The sequence below is a fragment of the Parachryseolinea silvisoli genome (genome assembly GCF_021190955.1).
GTDB classification, from domain to species: domain Bacteria; phylum Bacteroidota; class Bacteroidia; order Cytophagales; family Cyclobacteriaceae; genus Ohtaekwangia; species Ohtaekwangia silvisoli.
Genome location: NZ_JAIOAO010000002.1, coordinates 81,349 through 102,049, shown reverse-complemented (window position 1 = coordinate 102,049; position 20,701 = coordinate 81,349). Strand labels below are relative to the sequence as shown.

General features: G+C 52.3%; 10 protein-coding genes. 9 read left to right on the top strand and 1 reads right to left on the bottom strand.

Features of this window, described 5'->3' with window-relative positions:
- Window positions 1-192 precede the first annotated feature (192 nt).
- The 7 genes from K7P01_RS10150 to K7P01_RS10120 all read left to right on the top strand — a co-directional run bounded on the left by K7P01_RS10150 (window position 193) and on the right by K7P01_RS10120 (window position 10,533).
- Entirely contained in the window at window positions 193-3,144 is a 2,952-nt protein-coding gene (locus K7P01_RS10150) for a SusC/RagA family TonB-linked outer membrane protein (protein WP_267292540.1), read from the top strand.
- 18 nt (window positions 3,145-3,162) lie between these two features.
- Window positions 3,163-4,767 (top strand): RagB/SusD family nutrient uptake outer membrane protein, encoded by a 1,605-nt coding sequence (locus K7P01_RS10145; protein ID WP_267292538.1) that lies wholly within the window; start codon window positions 3,163-3,165, stop codon window positions 4,765-4,767.
- Window positions 4,768-4,777: 10 nt separating this feature from the next.
- Window positions 4,778-6,430, top strand: a complete 1,653-nt coding sequence (locus K7P01_RS10140; RefSeq protein WP_267292536.1) for a SusF/SusE family outer membrane protein — start codon at window positions 4,778-4,780, stop codon at window positions 6,428-6,430.
- Between the two features lie 27 nt (window positions 6,431-6,457).
- Window positions 6,458-7,825: an alpha-amylase family glycosyl hydrolase gene (locus K7P01_RS10135; protein ID WP_267292534.1), complete on the top strand. Its 1,368-nt coding sequence runs from the start codon at window positions 6,458-6,460 to the stop codon at window positions 7,823-7,825.
- A gap of 96 nt (window positions 7,826-7,921) precedes the next feature.
- The gene (locus K7P01_RS10130; RefSeq protein WP_267292532.1) at window positions 7,922-9,100 is read left to right on the top strand and encodes a hypothetical protein; all 1,179 of its coding nucleotides are present in this window, start codon (window positions 7,922-7,924) and stop codon (window positions 9,098-9,100) included.
- A gap of 6 nt (window positions 9,101-9,106) precedes the next feature.
- On the top strand, window positions 9,107-9,670 hold the full coding sequence (locus K7P01_RS10125) for a Crp/Fnr family transcriptional regulator (RefSeq protein WP_267292530.1): 564 nt from the start codon (window positions 9,107-9,109) through the stop codon (window positions 9,668-9,670).
- A 110-nt stretch (window positions 9,671-9,780) separates the two neighbouring features.
- Window positions 9,781-10,533 carry a type 1 glutamine amidotransferase domain-containing protein gene (locus K7P01_RS10120; RefSeq protein WP_267292528.1) on the top strand — a complete coding sequence of 251 codons (753 nt, stop codon included), beginning with the start codon at window positions 9,781-9,783 and terminating at the stop codon, window positions 10,531-10,533.
- A gap of 1,982 nt (window positions 10,534-12,515) precedes the next feature.
- Here the strand turns inward: K7P01_RS10120 and K7P01_RS10115 are convergent.
- Window positions 12,516-13,883 carry a hypothetical protein gene (locus K7P01_RS10115; protein WP_267292526.1) on the bottom strand — a complete coding sequence of 456 codons (1,368 nt, stop codon included), beginning with the start codon at window positions 13,881-13,883 and terminating at the stop codon, window positions 12,516-12,518.
- Window positions 13,884-14,221: 338 nt separating this feature from the next.
- On the opposite strand from K7P01_RS10115, the gene K7P01_RS10110 reads away from it, so the two are divergent.
- Window positions 14,222-17,224 carry a chemotaxis protein CheB gene (locus K7P01_RS10110; protein ID WP_267292524.1) on the top strand — a complete coding sequence of 1,001 codons (3,003 nt, stop codon included), beginning with the start codon at window positions 14,222-14,224 and terminating at the stop codon, window positions 17,222-17,224.
- A 110-nt stretch (window positions 17,225-17,334) separates the two neighbouring features.
- Complete coding sequence (locus K7P01_RS10105; RefSeq protein ID WP_267292522.1) at window positions 17,335-20,700, top strand: PAS domain S-box protein; 3,366 nt, start codon at window positions 17,335-17,337, stop codon at window positions 20,698-20,700.
- The last annotated feature ends 1 nt before the right edge of the window (window position 20,701 follow it).

The window sequence follows — 20,701 nt, the reverse complement described above, 5'->3', positions numbered from 1 at the left end:
ATCAACTTATTGCAAACGGTTGTGTAACAATAATTTGCCCGTCCAACGGCGCATCTTTTTTCTAGATTTTGATACGAAGAGTTGAAGCGACCCGCCCGGGGCCGCGTTCTTTGTTCTATCGCGCAAACGTTTGAAACGTACCCCTTCGATCGACGCTTGCGCAACGCTAAACAACAATCTAACCCAAACCGTATGAACAGAATCTATCGGCTCACAGGCAACGTGCTTCTGTTGCTCTGCCTGCTGGCCTCCCACGCCTGGGCGCAGACCCGCACCGTCACGGGTATTGTATCGGCTTCCGACGACGGCGCCACCATACCCGGAGCAAACGTATTGGAAAAAGGCACCGTCAACGGCACGGTCACCGATGCCCAGGGAAAGTTCAGTATCACCGTACACGACGAAGCCACGCTCGTCATCACGTTCGTGGGGTACGCCACGAGCGAAGTAGCCGTCGCCGGCCAAACCAACCTCACCATCACCCTCGACCCCGACGTAGCGACCCTCAATGAAGTGGTCGTGGTAGGCTACGGCACCGTCAAGAAAGCCGACGCCACGGGGTCGCTGGCGGTAGTCGATGCGCGCGCCTTTAACAAAGGTGTTGTCAACTCGCCGCAAGAGCTGCTCATGGGTAAAGTGGCCGGCGTGGCCATCACCTCCAACAGCGGTGCGCCGGGTAACACCTCGACCATCCGCATCCGCGGCGGCTCATCCCTCAGCGCCAGCAACGACCCGCTCATTGTCATCGACGGTGTGCCGATCACCAACAACAACCTGGGGGGCTCGCCCAACATCCTGTCCACCATCAACCCGAACGATATTGAAACGTTCACCGTGCTGAAAGATGCCTCCGCCACCGCCATCTACGGCTTGCGGGCCTCCAACGGTGTCATCCTCATTACCACCAAGCGTGGTGGCCGCGCATTTTCGGTGTCGTATAACGCCACGGCTACTATCGCCACCGCGCCGCGCAAGGTAGACGTATATAGTGCCGACGAATTTCGTTCGCGGGTGCGCGAGCACTACGCTTCCAACCCGCTGGCGCTTTCCCTGCTTGGCGACGCCAACACCAACTGGCAGGACGAGATCTATAAAGATGCCGCCGTCGGGCAGGACCACAACCTGACGGTATCGGGCACCGCCTATAAAGTGCCGTATCGCGTATCAGTAGGGTATAACAACACCGATGGTATATTAAAGACCTACAACTTCGAGCGCACCACCGCCTCCCTTGCGCTCGATCCCAGCCTGCTTGACGGCGCGCTCAAGATTGCCGTCAACGTAAAGGGCATGTACAATACCAACAACTTTGCCGACCAGGGCGCCATCGGCGATGCCATTGCCTACGATCCCACGAAACCGGTTTACAGTCCCGGCTGGCGCGGGTATACCACCTGGACACGCAACGGTGCCAGCATCGACCTGGCGCCGGGCAACCCCGTGGCACGCCTTGCCCTGACAGACAATACATCGATCGTCAAGCGCAGCATCGGCAGCGCCAAGTTTGAATACAGCATCCCCTTTGTAAAAGGCCTGCGCGCCACGCTCAACCTGGGCTACGACTATCAACAGACCTCCGGTCATAACAACGTAGCCGACAGCACGCAATGGATATACCTTCCCGCTGTTGCCCAGGGCCGCCTGAACCCCTACGAAGCCACCGCCAAAAACCAACTGCTAGACTTTTATGTAGACTACAGCAAAGAGCTGCCGTCGCTCGCGGGCAAGCTCTACGTCATGGGGGGATATTCATGGGCACACTTCTATAGCGAAGGCGCCGATTCCACGATGACCCGCGCCGGAGAAGGCGCCACCCGTGTCAACGTCTACGAAACGGAGTATTACCTGCTGTCCTTCTTCGGCCGTGCGAACTATACCTTTCACGATAAGTATATGGTCACCGCCACCCTGCGTAACGACGCAACGTCACGCTTCGACAAGGATGTGCGTTGGGGATTGTTTCCTTCCATAGCCCTGGGCTGGAAGATCAACCAGGAGAACTTTCTGAAAAACAGCCAAACCGTGTCTGACCTGAAACTGCGCCTGGGATATGGTGTCACCGGTCAACAAGACATTGTCGGTAACGACTATCCGTACATTGCCACCTATACCCGCAGCGACAACGCCGCGCGTTATCCCTTTGGCACAACGTATTACAATACGTTGCGCCCCGACGGTTATAACCAGTTGATCAAGTGGGAGACGGCGACCACCTGGAACGCCGGTTTTGACTACGGCCTGTGGCAGAACAAGATCACCGGCTCGTTGGATGTATACCGCAAGGAATCCACCGACCTGATCTCCTACATCGCCCCGGCAGCGGGCACGAACTTTACAGGCAGTGTCATCAGCAACGTCGGCAGCATCGTAAACCGCGGCGTAGAGCTGAACATAAATGCCGACGTCATCTCGAACGACGACGTGCAGTGGACCGTGGGCTACAACATAACCTATAACAAAAACGAAGTAACCAGGCTGACGCTGAACAACGACCCAGACTACTTTGTGCCGACGGGTGGCGTAGGCGCCACTACCTCGGGTACCATCCAGGCGCACCGCGTCAGCCATCCGCGTTCGGCCTACTATGTATACCAGCAAGTATATGATGCGCAAGGCCATCCCGTGGAAGACGTCTATGTGGACCGCAACGGTGACGGCGCAGTCAACTCCAGCGACCTGTACAGCTATAAACAACCCGACCCCATTGTGTACATGGGCATCAACTCACGGCTCAATATTAAACACTGGGACTTCTCCTTCATGGGCCGCGCCAATCTGGGCAACTATGTCTATAACAACGTCGCCGCTAACAGTACATACCAGTCGCTGTTTAATTCGCAGGAATTCCTGGCCAACGTCAGCACCCAGGCGGACAAGACCCGGTTTACGACAGGTCTCAGAACTCGTTTCTCAGACTTCTACATCGAGAACGCCTCCTTCTTTCGCATGGACAACATCAACCTCGGTTATACCTGGGAGAAACTGTACCGCGAACGACTCAAAATACGCGTCGGGGTAGGGGTGCAGAACGCATTCGTCATCACCAACTACTCGGGCCTCGATCCCGAAGTGTCGGGTGGATTGGATAACAACTTCTTTCCCCGTACCCGGTCCTATTTCCTGAACCTGAATTGCCAGTTCTAACCACCAGACCACACGCTTATGAAACACTCTATATTCCGGGCTTATGCAGCCCTGCTTACCACCGTCCTGCTGGCCTCCTGTGTGGGCGACCTGGACACCGAGCCCCTGAACACCCGCGTGTCGACCGCCACACTGGTCTTTAAAAATCCGGCGTCCTACAAAGAATTCCTCGCCAAACTGTACGGCGCCATGACCCTCACGGGCCAGCGTGGTGAGTACGGGCAGCCCGAGCTGTCGGCACCCGACGAAGGCACCACGTCGTTCATGCGCATGTATTGGAGCGCTCAGGAAATCACCACCGATGAATGTGTTTCTGCCTGGGGCGATGCATCGCTGATCGAATACCATGCACACAACTGGTCCGAGCAAAACTTCTACGTGCAATTGCTTTACCAGCGTGTCTTTATCAACATTGCGTATTGCAACGAGTATATCCGCGCGGCATCGTCGCGTGTGGATGGGCTGGAAGCCGGCCTGCGCGAAGATGTAAAACAGTACATCGCCGAAGCTAAATTCCTGCGGGCGCTCTACTACTACTTTGCCCTTGACCTCTGGGGCAACGTGCCCTTTGTAACCGAGGACGATGCGCCGGGCGCTTACCTGCCACGGCAAATCAAACGGGCCGATCTCTTCGCCTACATCGATCAGGAGCTCACCGCCATCCTGCCGGAACTGGCGGCGCCGGGAACAAATGAATATGCCCGTGCCGACCGCGCTGCGGCGTGGATGCTGCTGGCGAGGTTGCACCTCAACGCCGGCGCCTACCTGGATAACGCCGGTACCGACCACTACACGCAGGCGATCAAGTATTGCCAGGAGATCATCCGCTCGGGAGCCTTCTCGCTGGTCGATGATTACAGCGCACTGTTCCTGGCCGACAACGACCGGCTTCGCGAGGAGATCATCTTTCCCATTGCCGAAGACGGCGATAACGGCCGCAATTACGGAGGCGTAACGTTTATCATACACGCCGCGTCGGGCGGTAATCTGGATCTTGTCAACGACATCGGCATTGCCGCGTCCGGTGGCTGGGCAGGCAGCCGTTTTACCAACACCTTCGTGCACAAGTTTGCCGACCCTTCGGGCGAGACCGATCGTCGTGCTTTGTTCTTTACCGACGGCCAGACGCTCGACATCACCAACGTCACCAACTTCCGCGAAGGCTACCTCAGCCGCAAGTTCCGCAACGTAACGTCCACCGGCGTACGTGGCAAGAACGATACCTTTGTCGATACCGACTTCCCGTTGTTCCGCCTGGCCGATGTATACCTCATGTATGCGGAAGCCGTGCTGCGCGATGGCACCGGCGGCGACCGTGCCACCGCTGTACAGTATATCAACCTGCTGCGCCACCGCGCCTATGGCGACGACAGTGGCAACATCGCCGACGGCGACCTGACATTGCCGTTCATACTCGACGAGCGCGGCCGCGAATTACACTGGGAAGCGCAACGCCGTACCGACCTGATCCGCTTCGGCGTCTTCACCGGCGACGACTACCTGTGGGACTGGAAGGGCAACGTCAAGGCCGGCGCGGCCACACCCCAGCACTTCAACCTCTTCCCCATACCGCTGGTGGACCGTGCCATCAACACCAACCTGGACCAAAATCCTGAATACTAAAGCCGACGCCATGAAACGACTATCGATACTTCTATATAGCCTCTTGTTTTTATTGACAGCCTGTGAAAAGGACGAGACCCGCGTGCAACTGACAGCCGATGCTACTCCGGCCGTAATTACCACCAACGAAACCGAGCTGAGTCAGCCGATCAATGCCGAAAACCTGGACGACCAGCTCGACATCCGTTGGGAAAAAGCAGCATACGGTGTCACGACCGAAGTGACCTATACCCTGGAGGTCGACGCCGCCTGCCGCGACTTTACACAACCTGTCGCGCTGGGCTCGACCTCACGTAATACATTTGCTCTGACACTGTCCGAGCTCAATGCAAAGCTTGTCAGCGACCTGAAGCTCGCCCCACACCGCGAGGCCACCGTCCAGCTGCGCATCACATCGGCACTCAACGGCAAATTCCCGCAGACATCCGACGTGCGTACGTTCACCATTACACCGTGGAGTGAACAACCCCTTGCCTTGTGGCTGGCCGGTGGTGAAAGTGCACCGGCGATCTATGCCACCGATGACGATCAATACGAAGGTTATGTATACCTGCAGAGCAACCAGTCTTTTCGCTTTGCCGAAAGCCCGACCTGTCCTAAAACAACCTATAGTCAGGGCGCATCGGCCGGTACGCTGGCCACGGGTGAAAATGCACAAACCATTACAGTAGCCGAAGAGGGGTATTACAAGGTCAATACAGACATCAACGACCTCACCTATCAACTGACTAAAACAGATTGGGGCCTGATCGGCACTGCCACAGCCGGTGGCTGGAACAGCTCCACCGAGATGACCTACGATGAGGCTACCCGCACATGGCGCGTTACCACCGACCTGAACAGCGGCGCCCTGAAGTTCCGCGCCAACAACGCATGGGACCTCAACTACGGCCCCGCCAGCAGCGACGCGCTCACCGGCGCCCTCGTGCAAACCGATGCCGCCATCAATATCCATTCGCCCGCCAACTATACCATCGTACTCGACTTCAACCGTGGTGCGGCCCCTTACCACTATACTTACCAGGTAATCCGAAACGCCGACGTGGGCACACCCGCCACCCTGTGGATCCCCGGTGGCTACCAGGCTTCCGGCGGCGACCCGTCACAACCCGACGCGCTCACGATCTACGCATTGCCCGGCACCAACGACAAAATCTTTGAAGGCTACGTAAGCATCGCCGGTCCAACGTGGATCAAGTTCACCTCGGCACCCGACTGGGGTCACATGAATTACGGCAGCGCCGGCGAGAATGCACTGAGCGTCGACGGTGCCGCGGCAGGTATAGACGTACCCCTGGCAGGCTACTACCGCGTGCAGGTAAACATCGAGGCGCTAACGTACCGGCTGGACAAGATCGATAGCTGGGGCCTGATCGGCACTGCCACGCCGGGCAGCTGGGACAGCTCCACGCCGATGGCGTACGATGCCACCAGCAAAACCTGGAGCAAGACCGTCAACCTGGTAAACGGTGCCTTGAAGTTCCGCGCCAACAATGGGTGGGACATCAACTATGGCCCCGCCAGCGACCAGCTGCAAGGCACGCTGACCTCAACCGATGCCGCCATCAGCATTTCCGAGCCGGGTAGCTATACCGTGCGCGTAGACTTTACGCGGTCCACGGCGCCGTATCGCTATACCTATACTGTAATTAAAAATCCATAAGCCCTTTTAGAATTGACCATGACTTTGATGATGATGAAGAAAATCTGCTTCATGGCCTGCATGTTGCTGGCCTGCGGCAGCGAAGACAGCGCCCCGCAACCCGAACCGGACAACGACAACCCGAAACAATACGGTGTACCCTTTGCCGGCGTGCCCGACCCGCAGAATGTCGTGCTCTACGAAGTGAACCTGCGGGCGTTTAGTCAGGCCGGTAACTTCCAGGGCGTGATCGACCGGCTTGACAAGATCAAAGCCATGGGCATCAATACCCTCTGGCTGATGCCGATCTTCCCGGTGGGGCAGGTACGTTCTGCCGGGGGCCTGGGCTCACCGTATTCCGTCAGGAACTACCTGGAAGTAAACACCGAATTTGGCAACCTCGACAAACTGCGCGAGCTGGTACAAAAAGCACACGACCGCAACATGGCGGTAATTCTCGACTGGGTCGCCAACCACACCGCGTGGGACAACCCGTGGATGCAAAACAAATCGTGGTACACGCAAAATGCCGCCGGCGAAGTGATCATCCCGCCCGGCACCAACTGGAACGACGTAGCCGAGCTGAACTACGACAACGCCGACATGCGCAAAGCCATGATTGCCGCCATGAAATATTGGGTGCTCGAAGCCAACGTCGACGGTCTCCGTTGCGACGCGGTAGACTTCGTCCCAACGGACTTCTGGAAACAGGCCCTTGACGAGCTTAAAGCCATCAAAGACCGCAAGCTCATTCTCCTGGCCGAAGGTGGCAAAGCCGAAAACTTCACGGCCGGGTTCCAGATGAATTACGCGTGGGACTTCTACACCAACATCAAACAGGTATACCGCGACGGCAAAGCCGCCACGTCCATTTTCACCACACACCAGGCCGAATACAACAGCATCCCCGCCGGCGCGCACAAACTGCGCTACACCACCAACCACGACGTGTCCGCCTACGAAGAAACCCCCATGGGCCTCTTCAACGGTGCCGGCGGCGCTCTTTCGGCATCGGTCATCACGATCTTCACCAGCGCCGTGCCCCTACTATACAGTAGCCAGGAAGTTGGCCAGGACGCCAACCTGCCCTTCTTCACACGTACGCCCATCGACTGGTCCGCCAACCTGTCCATGCAGCAACAATATGAAAAGCTGTTTGCGGTATATAATTCATCGGCGGCCTTCACCACCGGCACGCTGACCACCTACCCCCACAACGACATTGCCGCCTTCAAACGCAAAAACGGCAGCCACGAGTACCTGGTCCTGGTCAACACCCGCAACACCACCATCCCCTACACCCTCGACGCCACCGTCCAAAACACCACCTGGACCAACTCATTGACTAACACCCCCGTTACTCTCGGTACCACGGCGTCCCTGGCACCGTACCAGTACCTGGTCCTGAAGAAGTAAAGCCATAACCCCGGGAGACGGTGTGCGTGAGAGCGCGGGAGCGAAGAAAAGGCAGATTGCCCTATTTCGCTCCCGCGCTCACACGCACACTGTTTTATGCTGCATCTCCGCCGTTTTTGTATCTTTACCAACCGCAGCCCCCAAATCGCCATGCGCAACCTGTTTTTTCTAACGCTCTTACTCGCAACTTTTTGCGCACAATCCCAACACGCGATTGTTGTCGACACGGTCACCCTGACAGAAACCATCGACAACAGCGTCGTCTCGCAACTCCCCCGGGTGCGCGACACGTCGGGCCGTTACAGCAAGGTGGTAGAAAAGATCAACTCTTTCCTGCTGGAAAAGTTTATGATCAACAGCTTTAACCAGCGGGAGCTTACCGAGTTCCGGTGGTACGGTGTGAGCTTCATATCCGAAATAAAAGAGAGCCGGCTCTTCATTGCATTTGCCGGCGAATACTACGGTGCTTATCCAAACAATGTAGAAGAAGAAATGCTGTTTGACCTGAACACCGGCGACTACCTTCAGAACGAAGACATTCCCTTCGAAGCCTTGTTCACACTGACGGGCTACACCGATTTCTTAAACCGCTACTGGCTGACGAGTGCCAAAGGGGCTTTTCAGAAGGCCTCGGAATGCGCCGGCGACATCGATCCATACTGCAGCTACTACGATATCGACTGGTACGAAATCAAGAACGGCTGGTTATACTTCTCGCTTACCAGCGACTGTTTCCCGCACGTGGCAAAAGCCTGTGCTCCGGACATCATGCGATCAATGCCCGTGGACTCGCTCAAACAATACCTCAGTCCGACGGGAAAGAAGGCGCTGTTGGACGATGCATACACCGCCCGGTACGGCATCGATAAGTGTTTGTATAACCAAAAAATAAAGGGCGAGCAGCCTACCAACCTGTTCGTTTTTGGAAAGGTAGACAGCCAGCATGCCTTCACCATGGCCATCAACCTGGACAAAAGCTCCGACAAAGTCACAGGCTACTATTACTACGACGACAAGCTCCAGCCACTAACCCTCACGGGCCGCTATACCCCTCAGACCATTACACTGACCGAAACCGTAAACAAACGCCCTACGGGAAAATTCGATCTAAAAATCGATCGTGAGTACAAAAAGGGCGCCTATAACCTGCACTACAACCAGTCTGACATAGTATACCTCTCAGGCTCCTGGAGCGATCCCGCCGGCAAAGCCAGTCTCCCCGTTACTTTCGACGAGTGTAAAGTAACCGGATCGTTAAAACGCCTGGAACATTGATGGTTTATGTCCCATCCGCTCAGAAGTCACATCGAAAAAATCACCCCGTTGACCGACGACGAGTTCGACTATATACTTTCTCACTTCACCACGCGCACATACAAAAGACATCAGTTCGTCATCCAGAAGGGCGACCTGGTTCGCAATGACCACTACATCATCAGCGGGCTCCTACGCGCCTACCACACCGACCAGGACGGCAAAGAGCACATTATTCAATTTGCCATGGAAGACTGGTGGATCTCCGACTACCAGGCTTACTTTAACGAAACCGCCGCCACCCTCAACATCGACTGCCTGGAAAACGTGGAGCTGCTCTGCCTGTCCTTACCCAACCGCGAGAAACTCTGCGCCGACCTGCACAAGGTGGAGCACTTCTTCCGGCGCAAATCCAACTTCGGCTACATTGCCTTGCAGCAACGCGTCCTGTCGCTGCTGAACAACAACGCCCGCGAGCGCTACGATCAATTATTACAGCAATATCCTACGCTGATCCAGCGTGTGCCCAAAACAGTCCTGGCATCGTACCTGGGTGTTTCCCGCGAGACGCTCAGCCGCTTTTCCTCCTGACGCCTCTTTCCAAGGTGTGATCTACATCACACAAAACATGTGACCTACTTCCTGTGCCGGCCCCTCGAAAGCCGGCATTTTTGTATCGTTAAACGCAAACAAAACGGATCATGAGAATTTTACTGACCCTGCTGGCGATGGCCCTGATCATCCCGGCAACAGCACAAAAGACAAAACAAAAGACAAACATGAAAAAGAAAATTCTATTCGTGGTCACGAGCCACGACAAAAAAGGAAGCACCGGTGAGCCTACCGGCTACTACCTCAGCGAAGTAGCCCACCCGTGGGAAGTGCTCCACGAAGCCGGCTACGAAATCGACTTCGTGAGCCCGCAGGGCGGTAAAGCCCCCGTCGACGGCTTTAACCTCGGCGACTCCACCAACAAACGTTTCTGGGAAAACAAAGAATACCGCCACAAAGTAGAGCACACCCTCAAGCCCTCCGAAGTAAAAGCCGGCGATTACGCCGCCATCTTCTACGCCGGTGGTCACGGCGCCATGTGGGACCTGGCCGACAACACGGCGCTATCCACTCTCGCCGCCCAAATATATACCAGTAACGGCATTGTGGCCGCCGTATGTCACGGCCCCGCCGGCCTGGTAAACATTAAGCTTCCCAACGGTAAATACCTGGTAGATGGCAAAAAGATCAACGCCTTCACCAACGAAGAAGAAGCTGCTGTCAAATTAGAAAAAGTAGTACCCTTCGCGTTAGAGACTAAACTGATCGAGCGCGGCGCCCGCTTCGAAAAGTCCGGCATCTGGCAATCGCATGTAGTTGTCGACACCCGCGTCATCACCGGCCAAAACCCCCAATCCGCCAAAGCCGTCGGCGAAGCCATCCTGGCCGAGCTAAGTAGATAGCGTACACACCAGGTGCATCTGGCGCAAGTCTTAGCCCCGCCCCGGGGCGGAGACTTGTGACCACCACTATCGCCAGTCTTCAGACTGGCGTAGTGGTATTGTTGTTGAGTATAGTGCCTATAAGCCTTAATATAGGGCGTACCCAACGTATGGTCTGGATCTTCCTGTACTGCCACTGGAATAGCATAACTATAAACAGCACCCTGTCGTTTTTCTGCTACCATCTCCTTCATCGCATACACATACCGCACCTCCGGCCCCCGATACCCTCCCGACTCCCATTCGAACTGCACCACAGGCGCATCCTCCGTCACCACTTCATTCAAAAGCTCTTCATCCTCCCCAATCCCATCATCATCAACCCTGCCCCCAGACGCCTCATCCTTCCCACGCAACGCCAAAATCTTCGCCGCTCCAAACCGCTTCACTTCCTCAACCTTCCCATTCTCCCGAAACGCCCCATATTGAATTCCAATCGCCAGCATCAACGTCCAGCCATCCTCCGGCGGAAGTGTTTCCATGGCCAGCTCCAGCGTAGTGCTTCGCATTCCTTTCAACGACGGGTTCCAATCCGTCGAAACACGCTTCGCATAGCACGACGGATCATACCACGTCGCCGGCAGATATTCTTTCGCTGCTATATCATAATTCAGGTCGGGCACAATCCCCAGCGTAATCGTCAGGCGAAACATCGCGTGGTTATTCTGCGGAAAGTAGTTAATATCACGGAGCAGCTCCGGGATTTCCACGCGTGCCGAACGATTGGCCCGGTCCATCGTATAGTATACGGGTGTGCGCACGATCGAGTCGAAGCTGGGGGCCTTCTTGGTTGTCAGAAAGCCTTCGAGTATACGCGCGTGGTCGGACAGTATAATTCTACGGCGGCCCCATTCGCCGGTGCCGTCGCGCAGTTGTACCTGGCGCATGATGCTATTGATATCGCTGCCAAAATTATAGTCTGACAATTGCTTGATGTGGTGCATCGCCAGCCGCACATAGCTGCCCAACCGCGAGCACCCGCCAAACTCTGACATGGTGTGGCGCGTATTTTTGAAGCTGGGATCACTTTTAATTTTTTCGCGGCTTGGGCCGCCTTTTCGCCGAACAACGATCTTGTCGATGCCACGCATGCGATACGCGCTCAACATGTCCAGCTTGCCGGTAAACGCGAATGGTCCCTCAAGAAAAGGCATAGTCAATTAATTTTAGGGTAACGAGAGGGTTTTAGACAACGGCCTAAATTTTAACGGTGTCCAGGTCGAATCTACGAAATGGCCGATACTTGTCAATATACTGGATAGATTAAATTTTAAGGAAGAAGATTTTATAAAAGGATATTCAATAGCTATATAGGTATTCGATATCTATTGGTTAAATCTTAATGAACTATTGGATATCTATTCAATATTCTGGAGTTTCAGCGCAATGATACCGGACTTTTCAGGTCTTGCTCATGGAAGTAACAGAGAAATTTGAAAATTGCCCTCGCGAGTCATTGACAGAAGAAAACGCCGGCGGGAAGGATCTTGTTTTCAACCGCGGCGAGTAACTAGAATGATAAATAACTTTTGAAAGTTCTTGCGAGTAACCGGAATATTTGATAGCAAATGAAACTATACAACGGGATCACCTAGGCGATCGGTTTTGGCTTCTTTCGAACAGACGTTTAATTTTCCGCTCACCAAGACGGAAGTTCCTGATGAGGTTTATCAGAACTGCGAACATTTTTTTTAGAAAGAGACGGGTGATGCACAGTTTATAGAGCCTGGAGAAATGAAGACGTGGTTCAATCAACGGTCAATGGTGTTTCAAGCAGAGGTAGTATTTGAAGGAAAGAACGTACCATCTCCAGAAGAAGTTCTGGAGAGAGTTCGGCAAATATCTGGCTTGGTAGATGCTTTGCTGTAGTATTCAAAGTGAAAAGCCATTGGAATTTTCAGACGGGAAGACGCCTATTATTCCTGAAATTTAACGGCGGAAGACTATTCGCTGGTAACGATATACTCGTTACCATTTTTATCGAGTTTTGTGTATTTCCATTGGACAGATAGCGCCTTGTCTGTATAGGTAAGTATGCCGTTCTCAAATTTGACTGCGGTTTCCGGGACAAAGAACGTCAATTGCTTCACAGACCATACCTGCTTGTTAATCCGCGCAAGCGTACCCTGATTGATCGCTGTAAAACTGTTGGTGCCTTTGCCCAGCTTTAACAATGTCGAGTGAATGATCAGGCTGTCATTCACTGCCTCTGCGTGCATCGGATCAAAGCCGCGGAATTCGGGCTGTGTGTTAAAGATCAATGTAATCTTCCGTCCGGGTTGATTGTTGAAGGCTTCCAGGTTTTGGGCGTGTTTCTCTTTCTCCTGGGTGGTAAAGTATTGGGCCTTGGCTTCGTAAGAGGCAAGTGTGGGTAGCTTCACTTGTTTCGCCGGTAACTTCGAGAAGAAGAAATCATTCAGCGGCAGGCCGGAGTTGTAATACTCGGTCTGCCAGTTCTTGAATCGCCGGGTTAGGATAATACATTGGGCCATGCCGCTTAGAAGGTGCTTGTTGCGTAAACCCTCGCGGCCGTAGGTAGGTTCTGTCAGCGAGTAATAAAACCGCTTGTGAATGAACTCTTGTTCTGTCGCCGTGGTGGCGTATTTCTTCATATAGGCATACTCACAGTACGTCGCAGGGCCTTCCGCTGACTCGACACTCTTTTCATAGTTGCTGTATTTTTCGCCAATGATGGTCTTGCGCAGTAAACGGCATGAATAAAACCGGTTGAGGTTCTCTGTGAATTTCTCGGCTGGTCCGAGAAGCATTTCCAGCAGCGCTTCGTTTTCGTATTGCCTTAGGGCGTCGTTGTGAGGGTCTTCCGGATAGGTGAGTAAATCGGCAAGGTTTTCGAACTTGAGCTGTTTGATCGCGGTACGTTGGTATACATGGTGCAGCTCGTGGAACAGTTCCGCGTAAAACTGGTTTACGCTGACGTACATGGGTTGGCCGTAGTTGTTGTGGGCGGTGAGGTGGTTGTTGATCGGGGTTTGGGTGGTGCCGGCCAGGGCGTAGTCGGATTGCTTAAATATAGAGATGCTGTCGTGTAGCAGGCGGGCTTCTTTGGGCGGCGCCGGGTGGTTCATGATATAGGCGGGGCCGTTTACCCGGAAGATGCAGAAGGGGCCGATCTTCATGCCGGGCCAGATTTCACTCGCCAGGGTATGGGCGTTTTTGGAAAAGGTCGCCAGGTGGGCGAGGTAGGTGCTGTCGAGCGGTGTGGTGGTTTGCGCGGAGAGGGGCGTTGTGTGTATGAAGAGGATCAGGTAGATCGCCAGCAATTTTACAACGGTGGGGTATAAAGTCTTCATAAGTTGGTGTACAGTAACAAATATAGTGGTTTTTGAATATGTCGTTTATCGCTTTCGCATGGTAAAGTACTGAATCCATGACAAGGGTAAAATAAACATAGGTTTAATGCCTATTAATCGTTACATTACCTACTTCTGGTTTATTCTTCTGGAATGTGAGCTCCAATCATTATTCCGTTCCGGCATCACACGGCAACCCTGCAATGATTTGCATAAAAGAATCGCTCACGTAAGTATTTATTCTTGCGATCGAAGCTTGCTATTCGTGTTAATTAGTTACCAGTTTTTTTGGATTTAAATAGTGAGAGGATGAAACCGGATTATAAGCACCTAATAAGATGAAAACGAATGATGGAAAAACACTTTCATCTAATCTCTTTCCTGTCGTTGGTGTGGGAGCATCGGCAGGTGGACTTGATGCGTTTACAAAATTACTAAAGGCAATACCCGAGGATTCGGGGCTTGCTTTTGTACTCGTGCAACACCTTGATCCCAATCATGAAAGCCGCCTTACAGACATACTTCAAAAGGTAACACCAATACCCGTTCTGGAAATTTCGGACGAGATCAAAGTCGAGCCCAACCACATCTATATTATACCGAGCAACAAAATGCTTATCGCCAATGATGGCGTTTTAGAGTTGAGCCCCCGTCCCAAAAAGAACAAAAAGGAAAGAAATTTGCCTATAGATCTTTTTTTTACCTCGCTGGCCGAAGTGCATCAAGGTCATGCGATAGGTGTGGTGTTATCCGGTACAGGATCCGATGGAACAGAAGGCCTGAAAGCCATTAAAGCCCGGGGCGGACTTACCTTTGCCCAGGATAAAGAATCTGCTGCGTATGCAGCCATGCCCATCAGTGCGGAGCAATCAGGAATCGTTGATTTTATACTCCCACCCGGTCAGATGCCACAGAAGATTTTAGAGACAAACAAAAGCATGAAGAGTATGAATGGTGAAACCATTCCTATGCAAGATGAAGACGTGTTTAAACAGGTTCTTTTGCAGCTTCAGATTCGAAAGGGCACAGACTTCTCCTACTACAAACAAACCACTATCCGCAGAAGAATACTTCGCAGGATGGCCTTTAATAAAACCGATTCGCCCGGTACGTATTTGGATGTTTTGCGAGAAAGCAAAGCCGAGCAAGATCTGTTGTACCAGGATCTGCTCATTCCCGTCACAAGTTTTTTCAGGGACACTAAAAGCTTTGATCTTTTGCGTTCATTTTTGTTTCCGCTAATTATAGAAGATAAGCCGGCGGAAGAGCCAATCCGTGTGTGGGTAACTGCCTGTAGCACGGGTGAAGAAGCGTACTCTATCGCGATGTGCTTTGCTGAATGTCTGGGAACCAATCCAAGGGACGTGCAAATCTTTGCCACCGACATTAGCGAGCCTGCCATTACAAAAGCACGTGATGGTTTATATAAAAAAGGTGAATTGGCTGGAGTGAGTGCCTCACGGCTTAAAAAATTCTTTACACCCACAAAAGATGGCTATGTTGTGAACAAGCAGTTACGCAAAATGTGTGTATTTGCGCAGCATAATTTTGTGAAAGATCCCGCTTTCAGAAAAATGGATTTTATCAGTTGCCGCAACGTACTCATTTACATGCAGCCTTATTTGCAAAAGAAAGCATTGACTACATTTCATTATGCATTGAATGTGAAGGGGTTTCTATTTTTAGGTCGAACAGAAACCACAAACAGTGTAAAGGAGCTTTATACGTTGATTGAAAAAAATGAAAAGCTATATTCTCGCAACAATGTGCCCGTAAAATATAAGCACGGAGCCGACTTAAAAGACGAACGAGGTACAGGTACCCATCGTAATAGCGTTAAAATTGAAACAATGGATAACGATTTTCAGCGAAAGGCTGACGATGTTTTGTTGAGCAAGTACAACCCAAGCGGTGTAATTGTAAACGAGGCATTGGAGATCGTCGACTTCCGGGGCAATACAAGCGCATACCTGGAACAGTTGCCTGGAAAACCCAGTCATAACATTATTAAGATGGCCAGACAGGGTCTGGGTTTTGAGCTTCGGAGCCTTCTCCATAAAGTGAAGAAGCAAAATGGACAGGCTTCAAAAAACGCTATTCCTTTTGAACGGAATGGGACTGTAACCTACATCTCAATAGAAGCGATTCCCCTTTCCAATACAATAGAACCTTATTATCTCGTCATATTTCAAGAGAGCCAACCTGTTACCGAAAAGCGTGCTCCAGTGGGGAAGACCAGATCAAATGGCAAAGGTCAAACATTATCAAACAAAGAAAAATTAGATGCCCGCGATATTCGGATACATCATTTAGAGCAGGAGCTGGCGCAGACCCATGAAGATATGCGCGCTATTACCGATGACCAGGAAGCTACTAACGAAGAGCTCCAAAGCGACAATGAAGAATTATCAAGCAGCAGCGAGGAATTACAAAGTTTAAATGAAGAATTGGAGACCAGCAAGGAAGAATTGCAAAGCTCCAATGAAGAGCTACTAATAGTTAACCAGGAAATGGTAAGCCTGAATAACCTGATGGAAGAAAAAGTGCAGGAACGGACCCGGGAGCTTAGCGTAGCAAATGAATTGCTTGAAAGAAAAAATGAAGAGCTTCAATCAATGAACAAGGAGTTGAATTCGTTTACCTACGTCGCAAGCCATGACCTGCAAGAGCCCTTACGGAAAATACAAATATTTGCCAGGTTTTTGCTGGAAACGGAAAATCAGAATCTATCCGATAGGGGGAAGGACTATTTTGTTAGGGTACAAAATGCTGCCCACCGTATGCAAGCGCTCATTCAAAATCTTCTTACTTTCTCTCGTATAAGTAAGGGGGAGCGGAAATTTGAAAACGTAAATCTTGGCCAAATAATAGAAGAAGTAAAATTAGAGCTGAGTGAGACCATTCAGGGAAAGAATGCAATAATTGAGGTTAACGCACATTGTTCTGTCTACATTATTCCATTTCAGTTTCAACAAATGATGTTCAACCTGATTGGTAACGCACTTAAATTTTCTAAACCTGAAGTGCCTGCACATGTCACTATCGAATGCGTAAATATGATAACCGATAAAACAAACAATGCAGGTATGGCACCGGGTAAAGAATATTGCCATATCAGTGTAAGAGACAACGGCATCGGCTTCGAACCTGAATACAAAGAAAAGATATTTGAGCTGTTTCAACGACTTCACGGAAAGGATCGGTACGAAGGCACGGGAGTCGGTCTTTCAATTGTTGAAAAGGTTGTTGAAATTCACAATGGTCACATCTTTGTGACCAGTCAGTTGAACGAGGGAGCGACCTTTAACATCTTTATTCCTGTTGAACCAGGTAAGATGTGAACAGGGATTTGCGCAAGTTGACCACCTCATAATCGTTTTGCGATACGCATCCCTACCTACGTATTTACACGTACGAAACCGTTGCCAAGAATCGTTATTTTTCTATTCTAATGGTGGAAAACAAGCCTACCGATCTTTTTCACGTTCACCCTCTTCCCGCGTGGATCTGTGAACCCCATACCGCACGCATCCTCGATGTGAACCAGGCGGCGGTGGCTGCTTTTGGATATAGCCGGCAGCAGTCCCTCGGCATTTGCCTGCATGATATTCTGCGCGGGCAAGAGCCTCCCTACGAAGTGCATACCGCCGCCGTGCTGTATGAAGATAAAAACTGCTGGCTGATGGCGGCGCATCCCGCGGTGCCGGGCCATGTGGGCCAAAGCAACAGCGCGGCGATCCGCCTGGAAGAGGTCATGCGCTTTTCGAAGACGGCGATTGCCGAGCTGACGCTGGGCACCGGGGAGCTGACGTTGAGCGCCGAGCTGCTGGAATTGCTGGAAGAAAGTCCAGCGGCGCCGTTGCGCATGACGCTGGCCGCCTTTATTGATAAGTATGTGACGGAGCCGGACCGGTCGGTGATCTACGACAAGATCAAAGAAGGCCTGTACGATGCGGCGCAGCCGGTGAGCCGGGTGCAGGTTGAGTTTCGGATGATCACCGCGGCGGGCAACATCAAAGACATCGAGGCGATGGGAACCTTCCTGCCCGACGGCATCGCGATCGGCGTGTTTCGCGATGTGACGCGACGCAAGCAGCGCAACCTGGAATTGCAGACGCTGAGCATGATTGCCAATCGTACGAGCAACAGCATTCTGATGATCGATGCGCGGGGGCAGATCACCTGGGCGAACCAGGGCTTCGAGCGCATCTCGGGTTATACGCTGGAAGATGTAGTGGGGCGTGTCCCGAGCTTTCTCCACGGGCCGGAGACCAATCCCGAGACGGTGGCCTATATGGAGAACATGCTGCGGCAGGGGCGTACGTTTCGCACCGAGCTCATTAATTATACCAGGGGTGGCACGAAATATTGGGTCGATGTCGAGGTGATTCCGCTGGTAGGCGGGGACGAGGAGCCGCGCGGATTTATGGTCATTCAGTCGGACATTACGAGTTTGAAGACGGCCGTGCACGAAATGCTGAAGAGCGAGGAGCTGCTGCGCAAGATTACCGACCATGCGCCGCTGATCGTCTTTATGAAAGACCTGCAGGGGCGTTATATGTTTTACAACAAGCTCTTTGAAGATAAATTTATCAAGGTGCCACTGCCAAAGGGCGGGCTCTATACCGACTATGATTTGTTCGAGCCCTCACAAGCCGAGGTGTTTACGTCGTCGGACCAGACGGTGCTGAGCACTGGGCGGTTGGAGGAGTTCGAGCAGGAGGTGGTGACCGAAGGCAGGAGCGAGACATACCTGGCCATCAAATTTCCGCTGCGCGACGAGCATGGGGAGGTATATGCGCTGGCGGGTGTGGCCTTGTCTATCACCGAGCGGAAACGCAACGAGGTCGAGCTTTACCAGAAGCGGCGGGCGCTCAAGAATCAGAACCAGGTGCTGGAGATCATCAACCTGGCGCAGCTGCAATTTATACGCGATATCAAGCCGACCATCTTTTTTGACACGGCGCTCCAGAATATTCTGGCGCTGACCGAGAGTGAGATTGGCTTCATCGGCGAAGTATTGGCGCGCGATGGGCAACCCTATGTGCGTACGTTCGCGCTGATTGATATGCAGGACGGGGAGATCCCGCGCCAACGTCATGAAGATGCCGGCGCGGGCATAGAGTTTTTTAGCCTGGGCTCTCCGTTGGATCGGGTGATCCGCCTGGGCGAGACGGTGATCACGAACAAGCCCTCCAAAGACCCCCGGCCAGGCTACCCGCCGTTGCGGTCGTTTATCGGTATCCCCATACTCCGTAGTGGTATTCAGGTAGGGGTGATCGGGCTGGCCAACAAAGCGGGTGGGTATGGCAATGCTTTCCGGCAGGAACTGCAGCCGCTGGTGATCGTCATCGGCTATATTATAGAAGCGTTGCGCGCGGACCAGGATCGCAAGTACGCGGAGTTTATGATCCACGAAAGCGAAAAACGCCTGCGCGACACGGCCGATTCGCTGGCGAAGTCGGAGGCTCGATACCGTTCGATCGTCAACGACCAGCAGGAAATGATCTGCCGTTTTACCCCTGACTGGCGGATCACGTTTGTGAACCGCGCGTTTGAGCGGACGTTTACGAATGATGACACACGCCTGATCGGGCAGAGCATTTTTAATTTTATACCCGAACGGATGCGTGGTGATCGCCGCGAATTTTTAGAAGGGTTGGTGGCGGGTACAGCCAGGCCCATGCCGCTACAGCATGATGTCATTTTAAGTGACGGCACACATCAATGGCAGGAGTGGTTGGATGTGCCGTTGCGGAACGAGCAGGGAGAAGTGTATGAAATACAGTCCATTGGTCACGACATTTCCAGCCGGAAAAAACTGGAGGCGGAGCAGGCGCGATTGGACAAAATTGTACGCGAGAGCTACAACGAAATATACCTGTTCAACATCGATACGCTTCGTTTTGAGTTCGCTAATACCGCGGCGCTGAAGAACGTGGGGTACTCTATAGAGGAGCTCACACGTATGAAATTCTCGGATTTGTTCTATTATCCCGATGAATTTGCACTGCAAGCGCTGCTGGGCCCGCTGCGGCGTAGTGAGACGGACCGGGTTCAGCTGCAGATCAAACACAGTCGCAAGAACGGTGTGTATTATGATGTGGATACGGTCATTCAACTGTTGGAAGGGCGGTCGTTTGTGGCGATTGCAACCGATATTACACAGAAATTGATCACCGAGAAGAAGCTGATCGCCTCGGTGTTGGAGAAGGAAGTGCTGATCAAGGAGATTCACCACCGCGTGAAAAATAATCTACAATTGATTTCCTCTATCATTTACATCAAGATACTTGCTTTGGGGAAATCCGATGTGAGCGATTTTCTGGAAAACACACGTAAGAAAATCCACTCCATTGCACTCATCCACGAGCGACTTCTTCAGACCAATAATCTTGACAAGGTGGAGATCTCGGACTATCTTGGCAAGATGCTTTACGACCTGCAGGCAGCTCACGATAACCAGAGCATGCAGTTGACCATCAAAGCAGAAATCCCCAAAACCGTGTTTGATCTCGATACAGCTCTTTACTGTGGGCTGATCGTCAATGAGCTTGTAACAAACGCTATGAAGCACGCATTTAAAGATAGGGATGAGGGCACGATTTTAGTGTTACTGGAAAGGGACGTAAATACATTTATTCTTCAGGTACGAGACGATGGCATCACACTTGCCGAGAGTATCGTACCGGGGCATGCGGGTTCCTTTGGCATGCAGCTGATTCAGATTTTTGCCAAACAATTAGGTGGCGCAATGGAGATTATTCGCGAAAAAGGAACTATATTCCTAATACGATTCAACCAAAGAGTAGTATAGC